Consider the following 18,177-nt stretch of genomic DNA (forward strand, 5'->3'; position numbering starts at 1 on the left):
CACACGGAGCGGTGGATGAGTGGTTTAAGTCGCACGCCTGGAAAGCGTGTGTGGGTTAATAGCCCACCGCGGGTTCGAATCCCGCCTGCTCCGCCAGATTTTAAAATCAAGTCGACCACACTTGGTTTTTTACTTCAGAAATGAAGTATTTTGGGATCGCTGTGGAGCGGTGGATGAGTGGTTTAAGTCGCACGCCTGGAAAGCGTGTGTGGGTTAATAGCCCACCGCGGGTTCGAATCCCGCCTGCTCCGCCAAATGACAAAAGGCCTTGAAGAAATTCAAGGCCTTTTTTCTTTGGTGCGCTTCTCCCCTGGAAGGAGATTTGAATGGACCTTTCAGCGATGGCTGCGCATGTTTATCCAACTCAGCCCCGGCGAATACCACGGGAACTAACAGCCCATGCGTACCAAGCAACTGCTTCAGGCTAGGCATCACACAAACAGCCGCAGTGCTCAAGCTGCCTGCTGGCAAGCCCAGCGCAGCAAGCACTGACGCACTGAATGGCAACGCCAACCCAGACGAAAAGCGATAGCACCGCCCCCCCACTTGCGCGCCTGGGCTCTCGAGCCTGTATTGCCTCGGCTTTCAAGGGCTACCCAGCCCCCTTGGCATGGAGCTCAGAACTTGCCGCGCAGTGTCAGCATCACATTGCGCGGCTCGCCATAGTAGTTGGAGCCATAAGCCGCCCAGACACGCTGGTAATACACCTTGTCAAAGACATTGTTGACGGTCAGCGTTGCATCCAGATTCTTGTTGAAGCGATAGCCGATCTGCAGTGCAGCCGTAGTCACCGGACCCTGAGAGAACTTCACGTCACCATTGAGGCGGTACATCCGGCTGACGCTGCGCAGACCGCCCCCCACACTGAAGCCTTCCAGAGGCCCCGAACCGAACTGGTAGCGTGTCCACAGGTTGAAGCTGTGGCGCGGAGCGATGAAGGTATAGAGCTGAGCCTTCTCGTCCGGTGTTCCTTCCAGCGTTTTGGTCTGTGTGTACGCGTATCCGACAGCGAGATTCCAGCCCGGAGCTATGCGACCGTTGATTTCCGCCTCCACCCCCTGGCTTCGCATCTTGCCAGCGGCAAGGGAGAACAGCGGATTGGCCGGATCGGTCATTGCACGATTGCTGTCCTCCATACGGAAAACAGCCGCACGGGCATTGAGCTGTTTGTTCAGCCATTCGCCCTTCAGGCCTGCCTCGTACTGCTGGCCCACGCGTGGGCGCAATGTCATGCCCTCAGCGTCGCTGGCGGTCTGCGGCGCGAAAATGCGGGTATAGCTGGCATAGGCGGACAACTGCTCGCTCAGATCGAACACGACTCCCGCATAGGGAGTGAACTTGCCGCTGATGCGCGTATCGGTTTCGGAGAACTGGTTGAAATAGGCATTGCGATTGACGGCATGGTTGTCCCACCAGGTCATGCGCCCTCCCATGCTGAGCAACACGCCGCTGGCCGGGCGCAGATTGATTCGTCCATAGAGCCCGTACTGCTCGGTTCGGTTGTCGTTGCCGTTGGAGAAGCTGTAATTCGCAGGCTTGGGAACGTTGTTGTCGGGATCGAAGATATTGATGGGAGCACCGTCTCCGCCGCCGTATTTGAAGCTCTTGTGCACCTTGCGATAGTCCGCTCCCAGCGTCAGCTCATTATTGGATGAGCCCAGCGCGGCAAACGGCGTGGTGATGAAGCCGTCAAGGCCATGGGTCTTCCAGTGGCTGCGGTAAGCCCAGCTGATGAGGCAGCTGTCGCCGGTAGCAGGGTCGGCCGCGCAGTCCGACCAGCCGAACAGACGAGAGGGCTCATCCTGCTCCCGGTAGGTCGCATTGAGCTTGATCTGCCCGCCATTGTCCAGGCGATGCTGAAATTCTGCGAAGTACTCGGTGTTGCGTTCGGTGATGTGATTCCAGATGGGATCCAGATAGCTGGAGCGCGGAATATCCAGCAGGCGGCCATCCGGATAGGCAGGCAGGCCGAAGGCGGGACGCCCCTTGTATTGCTGATGGCTGGCTCCGGCGGTAAGCGTGCTTGACGGAGTGAGGTCGGCGTCCAGCACGCCATAGATCAACGGCTTCCTTGAATACACATGATCCACAAAAGAGCCCTGGTCCTGGTAGGCGGTGACAAGACGCCCGCGTATGCGTCCATCACTGCTCAGAGGCCCGCTCATGTCCGCCTCGGCGTAGTAGCGATTCCAGGAGCCGGCCGATAGTTGCGTGCTGAACTCCCGCTGCGCCTTGGGGCGCTTGCGTACAAGATTGATGGAGCCGCCAGGGTCGCCGGCCCCCTGGAACAGTCCTGCAGGGCCGCGCAGAACCTCAATACGGTCATACATGGCCATGCCGAATCCGCTGGAAAGATCATTGCCGGTGCTCGCAGGAGTGTTGACACCGTCGATCTGCACGGTATCTACCGCGTAGCCGCGCAGGTAGAAATTGCCATGATTGCCCCCCGTGCTGCCTGGCTCCACAGTGACGCCAGGTACTGTGCGCATGGCGTCATCGAGACTCTGGATATTCTGATCCTCGAGCATCTGGCGCGTCACCACCGACACCGACTGCGGAGTTTCTCGCAGACTCTGTGCACTCTTGCCGATCGTGACGAGCTGTGCAGCATAGGAACCCGTGCCTTCCGAGAAGGTCGATGCTTCCGCCGCAGCAGTCACCAGCACTTCCGCCAGACTGGAGGCTGCACCCGCCGCCACAGGGGCCTGAGTGCTTGTGCGCAGAATGAAAATACCGGGCTGGGTTTGCGCGACCTCAAGCCCGCTACCACGCAGCAGCTGCGCAAAGCCCTCAGCGACGGCAAATCTGCCATTCAAACCAGCCGTCTGGAGCTCCCCGGTCAGCGCAGAGTCCGCGGATAGCGTCACCCCCGATTCCCCCGCAAAGCGCGCCAGCGCTTGGCTCAATGGCCCCCTGGGGAGACTGTACTCTCTAACTTGCGGGCTGCTGGCGGAGCCCTGACTCGACTGGGCTTGGACGCCACCGGCACCTGCCACCCCGAGCAGCAGGATCAGCGCAGCTTGAACTGCGTTCTGTTTGAGGCCCAGGCTCTCGACGGGCACAAAGGAGGATGAAGGCACTGAAATTTGCCCGGGAATATGCTGCGCCAAGACCATGGAGTAACCCTTTTTGAAAATGCCGATAAATGTGTTGCCTTTCTTGTATGACCGGCGTCCTGGCAAAAAGGGGACATGGAAGGTGAAGAAATCGAGTGTTTCAGCGCGGCACGATAGTCGCCCAGTAACGCGAGCGCTGCAAGATTCTGACGGGCATGGAGGCAGCCAGCGCCGCCAGCGCCTGGTCCGTATCGCGCAGTTGAAAGGCTCCGCTCACAGGCAGCGCAGCAACAGCCGGATCGCATCGCACGATGCCCGGGCGATAGCGCGAAAGCTCGGCAGCAAAAATCCCCAGCGGTGTCTTTTCCGCATAGAGCACCCCATGAGTCCAGCCATCGGAGGCCAGGCCGGCTGCTTCGGGTACGCCGACATTCCCCGCGCTCATCTGCGCCTGCTTACCCGCATCAATGCGCACGCTTGTGTCGTCGTTGACGGGACTCAACTCCACCGCTCCTTGTTGAACCGCAATGAGACAGCTGTGTTCCGTTCGCGCAAAGGGCGGCGCGATGCGCACGGTAAAACGCGTCCCCAATGCCCGGACCGTTCCTTGCGCTGTCTGGACCAGAAAAGGCCGCAGCGCGGCATCGGCAGCAGTCTGCACCCAGATGGCGCCCGCGCGCAGGATCAGGCGACGCTCCGATGATGTGAACGCCATGTCGACGGCGCTCCCGGTATCCAGCTGGATTCTGCTGCCGTCGGCCAGCGTCGATTCACGGCTCTCGCCCGTGTCGGTACGCATGTCCGCCGACCATTCATGCCAGGGCGCAAGACGCCAGACCCCATAGCCGATCGGCCCCGCCACAATCGCTGTCGCCAGCAGCCGCGCGACGGCACGCCGCTGCGAGCGATTCGCCTCGCGCAGCGCTGCAGCGCTCAGGCCGCCCAGCGTATTGCCTGCTTCGGCACTGTTGCCGGCCCGGGTTGCATTCAGTTTGCAAAGAACCAGTTCGGCGCGCTGCCAGGCCATTTCATGACTCGGATCCGAGTTGCGCCAGCGCATGAGTTCGGCATGCACTGTCATGTCGGCATCGCCGGCATGCAGCCGCACAAGCCACTGTGCAGCCTGCCGTGCTGCGCTCGGATCGATATCCAGAGCCGAAGGGGGTACAACGACCATCACTCAAATCACCAGCAAAATGCACTGCTCGAATGCTTGGGCCATATAGCGCTTGACGGTGCGAGACGTGACTCCCAGGCGCTCTGCCACCTGTGCATAGCTCAGACCATCGAGTTGGGATAGTAGAAACGCCTCGCGCACCTTGGGTGGCAAGCCGTTGAGCATGGCATCGACCTGATGCAATGACTCCAGCACCAGCAACTGCTGCTCGGGCGAAGGCGCCAGAGGCTCCGGCAGTTGGGCCATCGCGTCCAGCCATGCCTGCTCCAGCGACAGCCGCTGCACATGATTGATGAGCAGATTGCGCGCCACCGTGGTCAGATAGGCACGCGGTTCGCGCAACACCAGCGCGCGCTGCTCCGCCTGGGCAGCCAGCACTCTCACAAAGGTATCTTGCGCAAGATCCGCGGCATGATCAGCCCCGCCGAGCTTGCGCCTCAGCCAGCCCAAAAGCCAGGGGTGATGCTCTCCATAAATCTTGGCCACGTCGGTCAAGGAGTGGAATGGGTATGACAAGATACGATAGGTTACTCATTTGTGATAATGAGAATTATTATCGATCAGAGTCAAAAATGAAATAGATGTGGTTTTTGGGGAATTTCGGCTCGGCCTGTGCTTCGCCTGCCGGCCATCCCCTCATCGCCAACAAATTCACCGGCACCCTGCAAACCGCACGGCTTTCGACGACCGGCTCGGTTCCTTGATTTCAGAGGCCAAGCAAGACTCGGCCATCCGTCCAATCTGGCTGAGTCTCATGAGCGTTGGAGCGGCTTCATAGGCCACACCAACGCTCTTCTCATGCAGCGAACGGGTTAGGCGCACTCAACCCTGGGCGCCAGGACTGGCCTGCCAGCCGCCGCCCAAGGCCTTGAACAGCGTGGCCAGGGCCATCTGCCGCTGCGCGCTGACCTCGATCAGCGCCATCTGCTGCGCATAGTCCGTGCGCTGCGCATCCAGATAACGCAGATGACTGTCCACCCCCGCGCGATAGCGCAGCTCGGCCAGCTTGAGCGTATTCGCGCTGGTCTGCACCAGGCGCTGGCGCGCAAGCTCCTCGCGCCTCAGCGTCTCCACGGAGGCCAGCGCATCGCTGACCTCACGGAACGCCGTCTGGATGCTGCGCTCGTAGCTGGCTATCGCCATGTCCTTGCGCAGCTGCGCGATTTCCAGATTGGCGCGATTGCGCCCGCCATCAAAAATCGGCAGGCTCAGCTGCGGCATGAAGGACCAGGAGCGCTGACCGCCGGCAAACAGATCGCCAAGCTCTGCACTGGCCGAGCCATAGGAGCCCGTGAGCGAGATGCGTGGAAAGAATGCAGCCCGCGCCGCGCCAATGCTTGCATTGCGTGAGCGCAGCTGATATTCGGCGGCGCGGATATCGGGGCGCAGCACCAGCAGATCTGAGGGCAGACCCGGGCCTATCTCCTGCACCAGGGGCGTGGCGCTCAGATCTGCTGCCGGCTGGACCCTGCCATCACCCACCAGCCAGTCCAGAGCATTGCCGGCCTGGCGCAGCTCGCGCTCGAAGCGCTCGACTTCGGCGCGCGCCAGCTCGAGCTGTCCTTGCGCCTCCTGCTCGTCAAGGCGGCTTGCCGTGCCGGTCTTTCTGCGCTCGCTCATCAGCTGCGATTCCTTCTCGCGCGCCTGCAAGGTGCGCAGCGCCAGGGCCTGGCGCTGCCGCGCGCTGTCCTGCGCCAGCGAGGCCTGGATCACTTCGGCTACCAGACTGATCTGCACGCTGCGCGCGGCCTCTTCGGTGGCCAGGTATTCCATCAGCGCAGCCTCGGACAGCGAGCTCACGCGGCCGAAGAGATCAAGCTCGAAAGCCATCAGCCCGACGCCAGCCTGATAGTTGCTCTGCACCCTGGCCGCTCCCGTGCCGCTCAGGTCGGCAGGCAGACGCTGGCGGTTGCCGCCGGCCTGTGCTTCCAGACCGGGCAGTTGGTCCGCACGCTGCACGCGATAGGCCGCGCGTGCGGTCTGAACATTGAGCAGTGTCTGACGCAGATCGCGGTTGTTGGCCAGCGCCGTTTCGATACGCGAGCGCAGGCGCTCATCGATCACGAAATCCTTCCAGCGCAAGCTCTGCATCGATGCAGCCGAGGCCGATGATGCCGCGCTCCAGCTGCCGGGAATGGGCGCAGCAGGCCTTTCATAGATCGGTGCAAAAGAGCAGCCGGCAAGCATCGCGGCAATCAGCGTCAGCGCCGCGGTACGCATGGTGTTTCGCCCGTTCATGCGGTTTCTCCTTCGGAGTCTGTGTTTTTTTCCTCCGGCACTGCGCGGCGCTTGCGCCGCAGCGAGAGCACAAAGACAAAGAAGATGGGCACGAACAGCACGCCCAGCAAGGTGGCGCTGAGCATGCCGCCGATCACGCCGACGCCGATTGCGGCCTGGCTGGAGGCACCCGCCCCGGTGGCCAGTGCCAGCGGCACCACCCCAAGGATGAAGGCCAGCGAAGTCATCACGATGGGTCGGAAGCGCAAACGGGCTGCCTGCAATGCCGCTTCCGCCAGCGAATGGCCGCGCTCGTGCAGGTCCTTGGCGAACTCCACGATCAGGATGGCGTTCTTGGCCGCCAGGCCGATGATGGTGATCAGGCCGACCTTGAAATACACGTCATTCGAGAGACCCAGCGCCGAGGTGGCCAGCACCGAGCCCAGCGCACCTATGGGCACGATCAGCATCACGGCTGCGGGAATGCTCCAGCTTTCGTACAGGGCCACGAGCAGCAGGAACACTACCACGATGGCCAGAGCGAACAGCTTGGGAGCCTGTGCGCCAGCAGCCTTTTCCTGATAGGACAGCGCCGTCCACTCGTAGCCTATGCCGCGCGGCATTTCGCCCAGGATGCGTTCGAGCTCGGCCATGGCCTCACCCGTGGTGTGGCCGGGCTTGGCGTCGCCCGCGATACGGAAGGCCGGATAGCCGTTGTAGCGCGAGATCTGCACCGGCCCCTGCTCCCACTCCACGCTGGCAAACGAGGCCAGCGGCACCTGCTCGCCCTGGGCATTGGGCACATACAGGCGCAGCAGGGCTTCAGGCGTCATGCGCGCGGCCGTGTCGGCCTGCACTACCACACGCTGCAGGCGCCCGGCATTCGGAAATTCGTTGATCACGGCCGAGCCATAGGCCGTGGACAGCACGGCGCTGATGCTCGCGAAGCTCACGCCCTGGGCCTGGGCCTTGCGCCGGTCTATGTCCAGACGCAGCTGCGGCGCGTCTTCCAGGTTCTCCATCATTGCGTAGGCGATCACCGGCGAGGCATTGGCCTTCTTCAGCAGCTCGTCGCGCGCGGCAACCAGGGCCTCGCGGCCCAGATTGGAGCGGTCCTGCAGACGCAGCGCAAAGCCGCCGGAATTGCCCAGGCCGTCGATGGGTGGCGGGTCCACCGCCATGGCCGCACCATCGGACAGACTGCCGAAGCGCTGATTGAAGGCCTGGACCTCGTCCCACGACGCCTGGCCCTTGCCGCGCAAGGACCAGTCCTTGAGCGTGACGAAGGCCATGGCCGCGTTCTGCCCCATGCCCGAGAAGCTGTAGCCCATCAGGAACTCGGCCTGGGCCGTGGCGGGGCGGCTTTGCACATAGGCTTCCATGTCGCGCACCACGGCCTCGGTACGTGCTTCGGTTGCACCAGGAGGCAGTTGCACGCTGACGATGTAGTAGCCCATGTCTTCATAAGGCACAAAGGACTCGGGCATGCGCGTATAGGCAAAGCCCAGCCCGCCCACGATGGCCGCATAGATCAGCATATAGCGGCCTGTGCGCCTGACCAGACGCTGGTTGAGCAGCGAAAAGCGCTCGGTCAGCTTGGCAAAGTGGCGGTTGAACCAGCCGAAGAGGCCTTTCTTCTCCTTGTGGTGATCCTCAGCAACAGGCTTGAGCAGCGTGGCGCACAGCGCCGGCGTGAAAGTCAGCGCCAGCAGGCCCGAAAACAGGATGGAGACCGCCAGCGACAGCGAGAACTGGCGGTAGATCACGCCCACCGAGCCGCTCATGAAGGCCAGAGGCAGGAACACGGCCACCAGCACCAGCGTGATGCCGACGATGGCCCCCGAGACCTGCTGCATGGCCTTCACCGTGGCGGCTAGCGGCGAGAGCCCCTCCTCGGCCATGAGGCGCTCCACGTTCTCCACCACCACGATGGCATCGTCGACCAGAATGCCGATGGCCAGCACCATGCCGAACATGGTCATCATATTGACCGAGAAGCCCAGCGCATACATCACGGCCAGGGTACCGGCCAGACACACCGGGACCACGATGGTGGGAATCAGCGTATAGCGCAGGTTCTGCAGAAACAGCCACATCACCAGAAACACCAGCACCACGGCCTCGACCAGGGTCTGGATCACCTTGCCGATGGCGACTTCGACAAAGCGCGAGGTGTCGTAGGGCACGGCGTACTGAATATCGTCGGGGAAGTTCTGCGACAGCTCGGCTAGCCTCGCCTTGACCGCCTTGGCGGTCTGCATAGCATTGGCACCAGGTGCCAGTTGCACGGCGGCCGCCACTCCTTTGTGGCCGTCCTCGCGCGAGGCAAAGCTGTAGTCGAGCTGGCCGACTTCGAGACGCGCCACATCGGCCAGGTGCACGGCCGAGCCATCGGCCCTGGCCTGCAACACGATCTGGCCGAACTCCTCGGGCGAACTCAGCGTGCCCTTGACGGCAATCGTGGCGCTGAGCTCCTGCTCGGACGATCCGGGCTGGCTGCCGAAGCTGCCTGCCGGCACCTGGGCGTTCTGCGCGGCAATGGCCGCATTCACGTCCGCCACCGACAGGCCGTAACCCAGCAGCTTCTGCGGATCGACCCAGACCCGCATGGCGACATCGGCGCCGAAGTACTGCACCTTGCCCACCCCGGGCACGCGGCGGATCTCGTTATTGATGTTGCGCACCGCATAGTCGGAGAGGCGGACCTCGTTCTTGCCGCTGTCGTCACCCTTGTAGGTCAGCGAATAGATCATCAGGAAATTGGCGCTGGCCTGCTCGACCTGCAGACCCATCTGCATCACCGATGCGGGCAGTCTGGCCTCGGCCTTCTTGATGCGGTTCTGCACCTCGACCTGGGCCAGTGCGGGATCGGTGCCCGGCGCGAAGGTGGCCGTGATCTCGGCCAGGCCCGTGGCGCCGCTGGACGAGTCGAAGTACAGCAGACCCTTGGTGCCGTTGAGCTCCTCCTCGATGACACTGGTCACCGACTCCATCACCGTGGTGGCCGATGCCCCCGGATAGGTTGCAGAGATGGAGATCTGCGGCGGAGCCACGTTGGGAAACTGCGCCACGGGCAAGGCCGGGATCGCCAGCAGGCCGGCTAGCAGGATGAAGATCGCGACCACCCAGGCCAGCTTGGGGCGATCAATAAAAAACCGGGACATTGTCTATCCTTGAATAAGGCTTGTCTTCTTGGCATTCAGCGCTTGCAGGACCAGCGCATAGTGCTCATTTCTTTTCCGTGACTTCCGCATCTTTGACAGCGTCAGCGAGATTTGCAGCGGCAGCTCTGATCTGCACCTTGGTGCCGGGCACGGCTGCCGCAAGGCCTCCGACCAGCACTCGGGCGTTTTCCTTGAGACCCTCGGTGATATGCCAGTCGGAGCCGTACATGGCACCGGTGCTCACCTTCTGGGATTGCACAATGTCGTTCTCGTCGAGCACCAGCACATGGGCCAGTCCGTCGGCGCCGCGCTGCACCGAGCGCTGAGGCACGAGAATGGCCGCGGGATCCTCGCCCAGACCCATGGTCACGCGCACATACATGCCGGGCAGCAGCAAGCCATCCTTGTTGGGGAATTCACCGCGCAGTGCAAGCTGGCCGGTGCCGCGATCCACCGTCACATCCGAAAACAGCATGCGTCCCTGGCGCTTTTCGTCCAGACCGTCCGCCACCAGCGTCACTGGAGCACTCTTCTGCGACTGCTCTCCCTGTTGCTGTGAACGCAAGCGCGTGGCCAGCGCTGCGGTCTGACGGAAATCGGCATAAATGGGGTCAAGCTGCTGTATCACTGCCATCGGTGTGGCCTCCCCCTGGCCGACCAGGGCGCCTTCCGTCACCAGCGCACGGCCGATGCGGCCCGCAATCGGGGCCCTCACCGTCGCATAGTCCAGGTTCAGGCGTGCCGCCTCTACTTCGGCCTGGGCCGATTGACGCGTGGCCAAGGCGCTGTGCAGCGCAGCCTTGGCGCTGTCGAAATCCTGGCGACTCACGGCTTCCTGTTTCACCAGCGGCTCGTAACGACGCACCACGGACTGAGCATCGGAGAGCGCGGCCTCGGCTCGCGCCAATTCGCCCCGGGCCCGCGACAGCGCCGCGCGCAGCGGTGCTGGGTCGATGTTGAACAGCACCTCTCCGGCCTTCACATCGGCACCTTCTTTGAAGTTGCGGCTCAGCACGATACCTGGCACCCGCGCACGCACCTCCGCCACACGTACGGGCTCGATGCGCCCGGGCAGCTCAGCGCTGAGGCTCAGCGCCCTGGGCTTGACGGTCACCACATCCACCAGCGGCAATTCCTGAGACGGTCCGCCCGCTTCCGACTTGATGCAGCCGGCCAACATCATTGCGGCTGCCAATGCGGCCAGGGCCGACCAGGCACGCACATTCTGGCTTTTCTTCTTCATGGCTTTTGAGTCTTGTCAAATCTTGAAAGAAGCGCATGATGCATGAAAATATTTTTTGAATCAAATTTGATTCATTAATACCTATATTGATTCATGGCATTTTGATACCAAGTAAAGTTGCTATCCCAAGCTTTTAGGCCCGCCGCTTGAATCAAAATAGGTTCATCCGTATCCGCCCCAACCGGAGCCACGAATGACGACCGCCCCCCACGACAACACAGCAATCCTCCCCCCATTGGCCCTGGCCCTGGTCAACCACCCGCGCGCCACGCTGCAAGAACTGGCCAAGGCCATAGGCATCAGCAAGGCCACGCTCTATCGCTTCTGCCCCACGCGCGATCTGCTGATCAAGCGCCTGCTGGAGCAAAGCCTGCGCACGCTGGACGATGCGCTGGACGAAGCCCGCATCGAGGAAGGCCCGGTGCTCGAGGCCCTCAAGCGCCTCAATGCCAAGCATCTTGAACACCGCGAATTCACGCTGTTCCTGACCTATTACTGGAATGAAGTCGAAAAACCCATGGAGGAAAATGCGATCTGGGAACCCAAGGTCGACGCTTTTTTCCTGCGCGGCCAACAGGAAGGCGTGTTCCGCATCGATTTCAGCGCCGCAACGCTGACCGAGCTGTGGCTGGGTACCGTGATCGCGCTCATCGATGGAGAGCGCCGCGGTCGCATCCCGCGCGCCCCGCTGGCACAGCTTGCCGAGCAGGCGTTTTTGCAGGGAGTCATGCGCCAGGATGGGACGGCGACAGCCTGACAGAATCGACCCGGACTGCAGCCTTAGCGGCAATACCTGCCTGCAACTGCACCATGGTCATGCCGTTCCCCTGCAACGCGAGTTCGCGTGCCTTCACACTCGTTTTCACAACCAGAGAGTAGCCTTGTCATGATCAGTCACCTCGACCACCTGGTTCTCACCACGGCCAACGAAGCCCAATGCATACGCTTTTACACCGAAGTCCTCGGCATGCGGCTGGAATCCTTCATCGGCGGCACCCCGCCCGTGGAGCGCAAGGCCTTTGTGTTCGGCCGGCAGAAGATCAATCTGCATGTGAAAGGGCGCGAGTTCGAACCCAAGGCCCACACGCCTGTGCCCGGTGCCCTTGATCTGTGCTTTCTGGCCTCGGTGCCGCTGGACGAGGTCATCGCGCGTCTGCAGCAGTTGTCGGTTCCCATCGCCGAAGGCCCTGTGATGCGCACCGGTGCCACATCGAAAATCCGCTCCATCTATGTGCGTGACCCCGACCTGAACCTGATCGAGATCTCGGAGCCGGCCTAGCCGCCCTCGCGCTGGCAAGCCGGGGCCTCTGAAAACGGCCCCCCGCTTGTCAGTTCAGAGCTGTGCCAAAGCCTTTTTTGCCGGTGCATGGCCTTGCTCTGCGGCGCGCTGCAACCACTCACGAGCCTGCTTGGCATTCTTCTTCACACCCAGACCGTCCCGGTACAAAGTTCCCAGCGCGTACTGGGCCGGGGCATCCTGCTGCTCGGCGGCCAGACGGTACCACTTGAGCGCCTGAGGCAGGCTCTTGCCCACACCCTCGCCGTTCTCGTACAAGGTGCCCAGGTTGTACTGGGCCTTGGCATAGCCTTGATTGGCTGCCATGGTGAACCACTTGGCGGCCTCGGTGTAGTTGGGTTGCGCAAAGCCCTTGCCCAAATATTGAAAGACACCGACGTTGTACTGGGCCAGAACATTGCCCTTGAGAGCCGAGTTCAGGTTCTCCATGTATTCCATGGACTGCGCAGACTCCGCGGACTTGGGCGACGAAGCGGAGAGCTGCTCCAGCCGCTGCGCCGCCGCTGCATGCTGGTACTTCAGCGCCTGGGTGTAATAGGCGATCGCTTCTTTTTCGTTGCGATACTCGCCCTCGCCCTGCTCGAACAGACGGCCCAGTTCATAGTAAGCCTCGCCCGAGCCGCGGATGGCAACAGCGTGCAGCAGCAGCACGGCCCGCTTGTAGTCGGGGGCCACACCCTGGCCTTCGAAGCAAATCTTTCCCAGCAGCAATTGGGCCTTCTGCACGCCTTTGTCTGCCAGCGGGGTCAGCCATTTCGCAGCTTCGGCACGATTCTTCTCCACGCCTTCGCCAAGGTAGTACATCTCGGCCACGGTGAACTGCGCAAGCACATCGGCTTGCTGGGCCGCCTTCAGATACCAGCGAAACGAGGCCTGCAAATCCTGGGCAAGCAACTCGCCTTTGCGGTAGACAAAGCCCAGGCTATTTTGTGCCGTTGCAGAGCCCTGTTGCGCGGCGCGCTCCAGCCATGCGACACCTGTTGCGGCATCCTTCTCAACCGCTTCGCCTTTTAGATAAATAGTTCCCAGCAGGTTCTGCGCATCGAGATTTCCGGCGTTTGCAGCCTGATGAATGTGTGCCAGGCCTGCCTCAGGATCCTTTTTCACACCTTCGGCACCCAGCACATAGACCAGACCCAGCAGATACTGGGACGGCGCATGCTGCTGATCGGCGGCCAGCCGCAGCCAGCGCAAGGCATCGTCGGCATTCTTTTCCACGCCCTTGCCGTAAAGATAGGCTTTTCCCAACTCGTACTGTGCCGCGACATCTCCTGTCTTCGCGGCATTGACCATTTCGCTGGGCTGAGCCTGCGCACAACCCCAAACTGACAGCCAAGCCGACAGAACCAAAGCACCAGACCATCGCGCAAGCATTGCTTCCCCTGTTCACAAAAAAAGGGGAGTATATAGAAGCAATACCTTGCCCATAAAGCGTTGGCAGCTATCAAAACCATACTTCCCCACCTCAACACGGAGACGGCTGCCAATGCAGCTCATGCTTGACTGCAGGCACTAGACCGCCAGGTGGCCCGCAAAATCTTTCCTGGTCCCCGGCTCGCTGCGGCTGGGGCTGGGGCTGGGGCTGGGGCTGGGGCTGAGCACCGGCAACGGCCAAGAACCTCTTTGGCTCAGGCAGCCATGGGCGTGCAAAGCTCCACTACGCAGCCGTCGGGGCAACGCAGATAAGACACCATCTGACCCCAGGGCTTGGCCGTCGGAGCGGCCATCTCGATGGCGCCGGCGCTCAGCGCATTCCGATGGGCCTGCACGATCTCCTCCGTGACCAGCGCGATTTCAAATCCCAATGGCTTGGCAGAGCTGTGCGCTTCGACATGGCCTCCCGGAAAATTCAACGCGCCCAGTTCATGGGCGGCAAATGCCAGCGTGGTCTGCCCTGTCTCGAGCTCGCCGTAGGTTCCGGATTCATGCAGAAAACGCTGTTGTATGCCGAATGCCCGGCTAAAGAATTCCAGCGATGCCGAGACATCCGGGACGTAGATGATTGTGTAACCCAATTTCATGAAGGCATCCTCTCAAAACCCAACCGAATTTGAACGGTCGCATCTTTACCGCTCAAGACCATTGCCTGCATCATCCTACTCAGCAAAAACGGCAAAGGCCTTGAAACGCTTCAAGGCCTTCCGGGGAACGGTCAGATTCAAGCTCTCATCTATAGCCCCATGCCCAGAATCGAGTTATCGGCATGCAGCTCGCTACCGCTCATGACACTGGACTCGTCGCTGGCCAGGAACAGCACCAGTTGCGCGATGCGCTCGGGCATATAGGCGCGGCCGGCGCGGTTGAGTTTGGGGTCGTGCAAGACCATTTCCTTGCTCACGCCCTTTGGCAGCGAAGCCTGCATCATGGGCGTATAAATGCCATCGGGATGAATGGAGTTGACGCGAATCGCATAGCCTTGCTTGCGACAGTTCAGAGCAGCGGCGCGCGTCAGCGCGGACACTGCAGCCTTGCTGGCGCTGTAGCCGGCATATTGCTCCACGGGCAGCCAGCTGGATACCGAAGCCATATTGATGATGGAGCCACCGGCCTGCTTCATCGCCGCAATGCCCTGCTGGCAACCGATGAAGACCGACTCGGTGTTGATCTTGAGCAGGCGGCTGAAATCCTCCAGACGCCCTGTTTCCATATCACCAGGCAGCAGGATGCCGGCATTGTTGACCAGTACATCGAGCCTGCCAAGACGTTGCTGCACCGCCGCCATCACAAGCGTCCAGTCCGTCTCGCTGCTCACGTCATGGCGAACAAACATGGAGCCTTCGCCCAATTCAGCCGCCAGTTGCTGCCCCGCCGTTTCATTGATATCGCTGAATGCGACCTTGGCGCCTTCACCAAGAAGCAGCTTCACCACCTCCAGACCCACACCGCTGGCACCACCAGTGACCAGCGCCACCTTGCCCTGCAAACGATTTGTCATCTACGTCTCCTCTTGTTTTTCCAAGCCCTGAGCAGGGCATTGTTACTGCCACATAAAAAAGGAGGCGCAAGCGCCTCCTGACTTGAATGGCAAAAGCCCGCAGCCACACAAACTACGCCACAAGCTGTTTGCCGGATTCATTTTTAGTTGCCTGCGTTACGCGCTGCTTCGGGCGTAAACATGGCTGCAGTCATATTGCCCTTGTTCAAGACGGGACCCTGGGGGCGCTCCTGGAACAGGTTGTAGGCCACATAGCCGCCAGAGTTCAGGTCGTGATAGAAGCTGGTGCCCGCATGCCAGATCCTTGCGTCGAAGGCGTAGTAATGATTGACCACCGCCTGCAGCCACAGCTGGCCGCGTGCATCGTAGTAATCGCTCATCAGTGCCTGCCCGGTATCTTCATCGAGGAACAGCACGCGCTTGCCGAACATGTGGCGGTAGCCATCCTTGAGCGAAGCCTCAAGCACCCAGACCCGGCGCAGCTCGTAGCGCATGTAGTCGGGGTTTTCATGACCAGGTTTGAGCAGATCGGCATACTTCACGTTGCTGCCGTGAATCTTGTAGGCATTGGCCGGCACATAGACTTCCTTCTTGCCCAGCGACTTCCAGTTGTAGCGCTCGGGCGAGCCGTTGAACAGGCGATCGGAGTCAATCGTCAGCTTGCCACCGGTGCCCGACAATGGCTGGTCAAAACCGTACTCGGGAATCTGGCGCACACGACGTGTGCCGGGGTCATAGCTCCAGCCCAGGCGCTTTTCCTTGCCAAACTCAACCGGCTCGGAAACCACGCTGACGCCGCCTTTCTCGCGTTCGGGCAACTTGACCGCATTCATGCCCTGGGACATGGGACTGCCCAGTGGCTGTCCTGCGTTGGCCGGGTCGTTGATCTGACTGAAAGCGCGATTGTCGGCACGACCCCAGACGATGCTGCCATCGGCCAACACATTGGCGTTATCACGCAGCGTGTGTTCGGTGAAAGCACGCGAAGGCAGCAGATTGTTGAAGGCCAGCTCAAGTCCATTTCTGGGGAACGGGAAGGGCAGCGCCCCCTTGACCGCGCCCGTTGTGCCCTGACCGTCTGCGTTCATCACGGCATCCTGGGCATTCTTTCTGGCCGCCGCGCAGACGGCATCCGAGAAGCGAAAGTCACGGTGGCCCTGATAGACCGGAATGCGATAGGTCTTGGGGTATTTGGCAAACATGGCCTTCTGCCCCTCGCTCAGGCGCTCGCCATACTGCGCCAGATTCTCAGCCGTGATGGTGAGCAACGGCTTTTCACCGGCATAGGGGTCCACCGGGTGCTGGCCAGCATGCGGGTTGTATTGAATGCCAGGCGGCGTACCCAGCCATTTGCCCGTGAACTCGGGTACACCACTGGCTGTACCCGCTTTTTCTCCTCCCGTGCAGGTCAACGACTTGCCCAGCCTGGCCAGCTCATCGGGCGTCGCCTTGGCCCAAGCCCCCCCCACAAACAATACACCTGCAGCCAAGACCGCCAGCAAACGGGGTCCCTCTCCTAACTTCATGCCTAGTCTCCTTGGATGCATCCGCCATGCATCTACCTGTCATTGAACTTCTCTTATCGTTCTTCTTCCTTGCCCACTCGCGATTCGGAAGCAACGAAATCATTGTTCGACCGGCGACAATCGCAAACATCGTCAATTAGGACTAGCGCAGGCAGACGCCAGCAACAGACACAAAAAAGCGGGCCATTGGCCCGCTCGGGAAAAGCAGTTTTCGTTCAGCGCTTGATGCCGAACACACCCAGCATCTGCTCCGTCTGCTTTTGCATCTGCTCCTGCATCTGCGTGAACATGTTCTGGGACTGCTCCATATAGCTGCCCATCAAACCCTGCATGGCTTGAGGCTGCATGCTCATGAACTGCTTCCAGGCCTCGGGATTCATGCCCTGGGACTGGCCCGCAAGCTTGCTTTGGAAGTCCGTGAACATCTGCACGTTCTTTTCGATGTAGCTCCCCATGAAGCCCTGCATGGCATGACCGTAGAAGCGAATGATGTTGGCCAGCATTGCCTCGGAGAACATGGGAGCCCCGCCCGCTTCTTCTTCCAGAATGATCTGCAGCAGGATGGAACGCGTCAGGTCTTCATTGGTCTTGGCATCCCTGATGACCACCGGCTCGCTATCCATGACCAGTTGCTTGACCTCGGCCAGAGTGATGTATGAAGAGGTATTGGTGTCGTAGAGGCGGCGATTGGGATACTTCTTGATGATTCGCTGGCTCCCCACCTGGACATCACCCTCTTTGCCCTCTTTGCTTTCTTGCATCGCAAGTCCTTTATGTTCTGGGGGTCGGCCCCGTCGTCAATTGAGCTATTGCAGTGCAACAGATTTTAGGCAGTGCACAAGCCGCATCGGCAAGCAGTAACCCTGACAACCCTGCTTGTCCGTGTTGCAACAAAGTCGCACCACCGTCACAGCCAGCATCAGGTCTTTGCCATTTATTCACAAAAAACAGTTTGCCGTCTATCGAAATCAAGCTTGCAGAAGGTTTACAGTGCCTCTCGTTGTTTGACGAAAGGCTCAACGGATGATTACCACCAAAACACGCAATGCTGTTTGTCTGACCGCCCTGCTGGCTGCCGCCGGCTTCATGACTGCAGCACAGGCCCAGCCCGATGCTGCTGCGGCCGATGCCGCCAAGCCCGCTGCGCCGCAGGCAGCACCCGCAGCTCAGGCAGCCCCTGCCAATGTGGATGCCGCTGCCGCAGACGCCGCATTGCGCAAGCGCCTACAGGCAGTTGTCGCAGCCATGGACGGCAAGTCCAAGCTGGCTGCCAACAATTTCAACGAGGAGTTCCTCAAGAACTCCCCCATCGACACCGTCCAGAAAGCCCTGGACTCCGTGCGCACCGGCGTCGGCAGCTGCCAGGCGGTTGGCCGCATGGAAAGCTCCACACCTCTGGCCACCAGCGTGCTGCTGAGCTGCACCAAGGGCTTTGTGCCCATGGAACTGGCGGTCGAGCCCAAGGCCCCTTACCGCATCTCCGGTATCTTGCTGCGCCCGGCCTTCTGGAAATAAGTGCTTTCACCACCAAAAATGGAGCCTCCTGGCTCCATTTTTTGTTG

At 60.9% G+C, this 18,177-nt stretch carries 15 protein-coding genes and 2 tRNA genes; 5 read left to right on the top strand and 12 right to left on the bottom strand.

Translation table 11 applies throughout. The features are described from left to right. The first annotated feature begins 5 nt into the window (after positions 1 to 5). Together Cth01_RS10000 and Cth01_RS10005 are read left to right on the top strand one after the other, a co-directional pair. Positions 6 to 96, top strand: a tRNA-Ser gene (locus Cth01_RS10000). Positions 97 to 163: 67 nt separating this feature from the next. Then, positions 164 to 254, top strand: a tRNA-Ser gene (locus Cth01_RS10005). Here Cth01_RS10005 and Cth01_RS10010 read toward each other — a convergent pair. The 7 genes from Cth01_RS10010 to Cth01_RS10040 all read right to left on the bottom strand — a co-directional run bounded on the left by Cth01_RS10010 (position 214) and on the right by Cth01_RS10040 (position 10,857). Continuing rightward, positions 214 to 456, bottom strand: coding sequence for a hypothetical protein (locus Cth01_RS10010; RefSeq protein ID WP_131324617.1), 243 nt, complete (start codon positions 454 to 456; stop codon positions 214 to 216). The two genes, Cth01_RS10005 and Cth01_RS10010, sit on opposite strands and share 41 nt — an antisense overlap. A 161-nt stretch (positions 457 to 617) precedes the next feature. Next, positions 618 to 2,867 carry a TonB-dependent siderophore receptor gene (locus tag Cth01_RS10015; protein WP_233425145.1) on the bottom strand — a complete coding sequence of 750 codons (2,250 nt, stop codon included), beginning with the start codon at positions 2,865 to 2,867 and terminating at the stop codon, positions 618 to 620. A 349-nt stretch (positions 2,868 to 3,216) separates the two neighbouring features. After that, positions 3,217 to 4,233 carry a FecR domain-containing protein gene (locus Cth01_RS10020; protein WP_045839074.1) on the bottom strand — a complete coding sequence of 339 codons (1,017 nt, stop codon included), beginning with the start codon at positions 4,231 to 4,233 and terminating at the stop codon, positions 3,217 to 3,219. A 3-nt stretch (positions 4,234 to 4,236) separates the two neighbouring features. Further along, complete coding sequence (locus Cth01_RS10025; RefSeq protein WP_052057557.1) at positions 4,237 to 4,728, bottom strand: sigma-70 family RNA polymerase sigma factor; 492 nt, start codon at positions 4,726 to 4,728, stop codon at positions 4,237 to 4,239. Positions 4,729 to 5,055: 327 nt separating this feature from the next. Continuing rightward, positions 5,056 to 6,471: an efflux transporter outer membrane subunit gene (locus Cth01_RS10030; protein ID WP_045839075.1), complete on the bottom strand. Its 1,416-nt coding sequence runs from the start codon at positions 6,469 to 6,471 to the stop codon at positions 5,056 to 5,058. Next, positions 6,468 to 9,614, bottom strand: coding sequence for a multidrug efflux RND transporter permease subunit (locus Cth01_RS10035; protein ID WP_034407768.1), 3,147 nt, complete (start codon positions 9,612 to 9,614; stop codon positions 6,468 to 6,470). The genes Cth01_RS10030 and Cth01_RS10035 overlap by 4 nt, the downstream gene beginning before the upstream one ends. 64 nt (positions 9,615 to 9,678) lie before the next feature. After that, positions 9,679 to 10,857 carry an efflux RND transporter periplasmic adaptor subunit gene (locus Cth01_RS10040; RefSeq protein ID WP_034407766.1) on the bottom strand — a complete coding sequence of 393 codons (1,179 nt, stop codon included), beginning with the start codon at positions 10,855 to 10,857 and terminating at the stop codon, positions 9,679 to 9,681. Between the two features lie 193 nt (positions 10,858 to 11,050). Here Cth01_RS10040 and Cth01_RS10045 point away from each other — a divergent pair, with 193 nt between their 5' ends. Next, positions 11,051 to 11,614 (top strand): TetR/AcrR family transcriptional regulator, encoded by a 564-nt coding sequence (locus Cth01_RS10045; protein WP_003063204.1) that lies wholly within the window; start codon positions 11,051 to 11,053, stop codon positions 11,612 to 11,614. Between the two features lie 129 nt (positions 11,615 to 11,743). After that, a complete protein-coding gene (locus tag Cth01_RS10050) occupies positions 11,744 to 12,136 on the top strand; it encodes a VOC family protein (protein ID WP_012837892.1) in 393 nt (130 codons plus the stop codon). 54 nt (positions 12,137 to 12,190) lie between these two features. On the opposite strand, the gene Cth01_RS10055 is transcribed toward Cth01_RS10050, so the two are convergent. The 5 genes from Cth01_RS10055 to phaR all read right to left on the bottom strand — a co-directional run bounded on the left by Cth01_RS10055 (position 12,191) and on the right by phaR (position 17,376). After that, positions 12,191 to 13,447, bottom strand: a complete 1,257-nt coding sequence (locus tag Cth01_RS10055) for a tetratricopeptide repeat protein (protein WP_233425146.1) — start codon at positions 13,445 to 13,447, stop codon at positions 12,191 to 12,193. A gap of 335 nt (positions 13,448 to 13,782) precedes the next feature. Then, entirely contained in the window at positions 13,783 to 14,175 is a 393-nt protein-coding gene (locus Cth01_RS10060) for a VOC family protein (protein ID WP_034351770.1), read from the bottom strand. Positions 14,176 to 14,324: 149 nt separating this feature from the next. Continuing rightward, positions 14,325 to 15,089, bottom strand: a complete 765-nt coding sequence (locus tag Cth01_RS10065; RefSeq protein ID WP_045839077.1) for an SDR family oxidoreductase — start codon at positions 15,087 to 15,089, stop codon at positions 14,325 to 14,327. 143 nt (positions 15,090 to 15,232) lie between these two features. Further along, positions 15,233 to 16,615, bottom strand: coding sequence for a DUF1329 domain-containing protein (locus Cth01_RS10070; RefSeq protein ID WP_034351768.1), 1,383 nt, complete (start codon positions 16,613 to 16,615; stop codon positions 15,233 to 15,235). Between the two features lie 215 nt (positions 16,616 to 16,830). Further along, a complete protein-coding gene (phaR, locus tag Cth01_RS10075; RefSeq protein WP_012837888.1) occupies positions 16,831 to 17,376 on the bottom strand; it encodes a polyhydroxyalkanoate synthesis repressor PhaR in 546 nt (181 codons plus the stop codon). 262 nt (positions 17,377 to 17,638) lie between these two features. Here phaR and Cth01_RS10080 point away from each other — a divergent pair, with 262 nt between their 5' ends. Further along, entirely contained in the window at positions 17,639 to 18,130 is a 492-nt protein-coding gene (locus Cth01_RS10080; protein WP_034351767.1) for a hypothetical protein, read from the top strand. The last annotated feature ends 47 nt before the right edge of the window (positions 18,131 to 18,177 follow it).

Origin of the sequence: Comamonas thiooxydans (genome assembly GCF_000964545.1) — a bacterium.
GTDB lineage: Bacteria > Pseudomonadota > Gammaproteobacteria > Burkholderiales > Burkholderiaceae_C > Comamonas > Comamonas thiooxydans.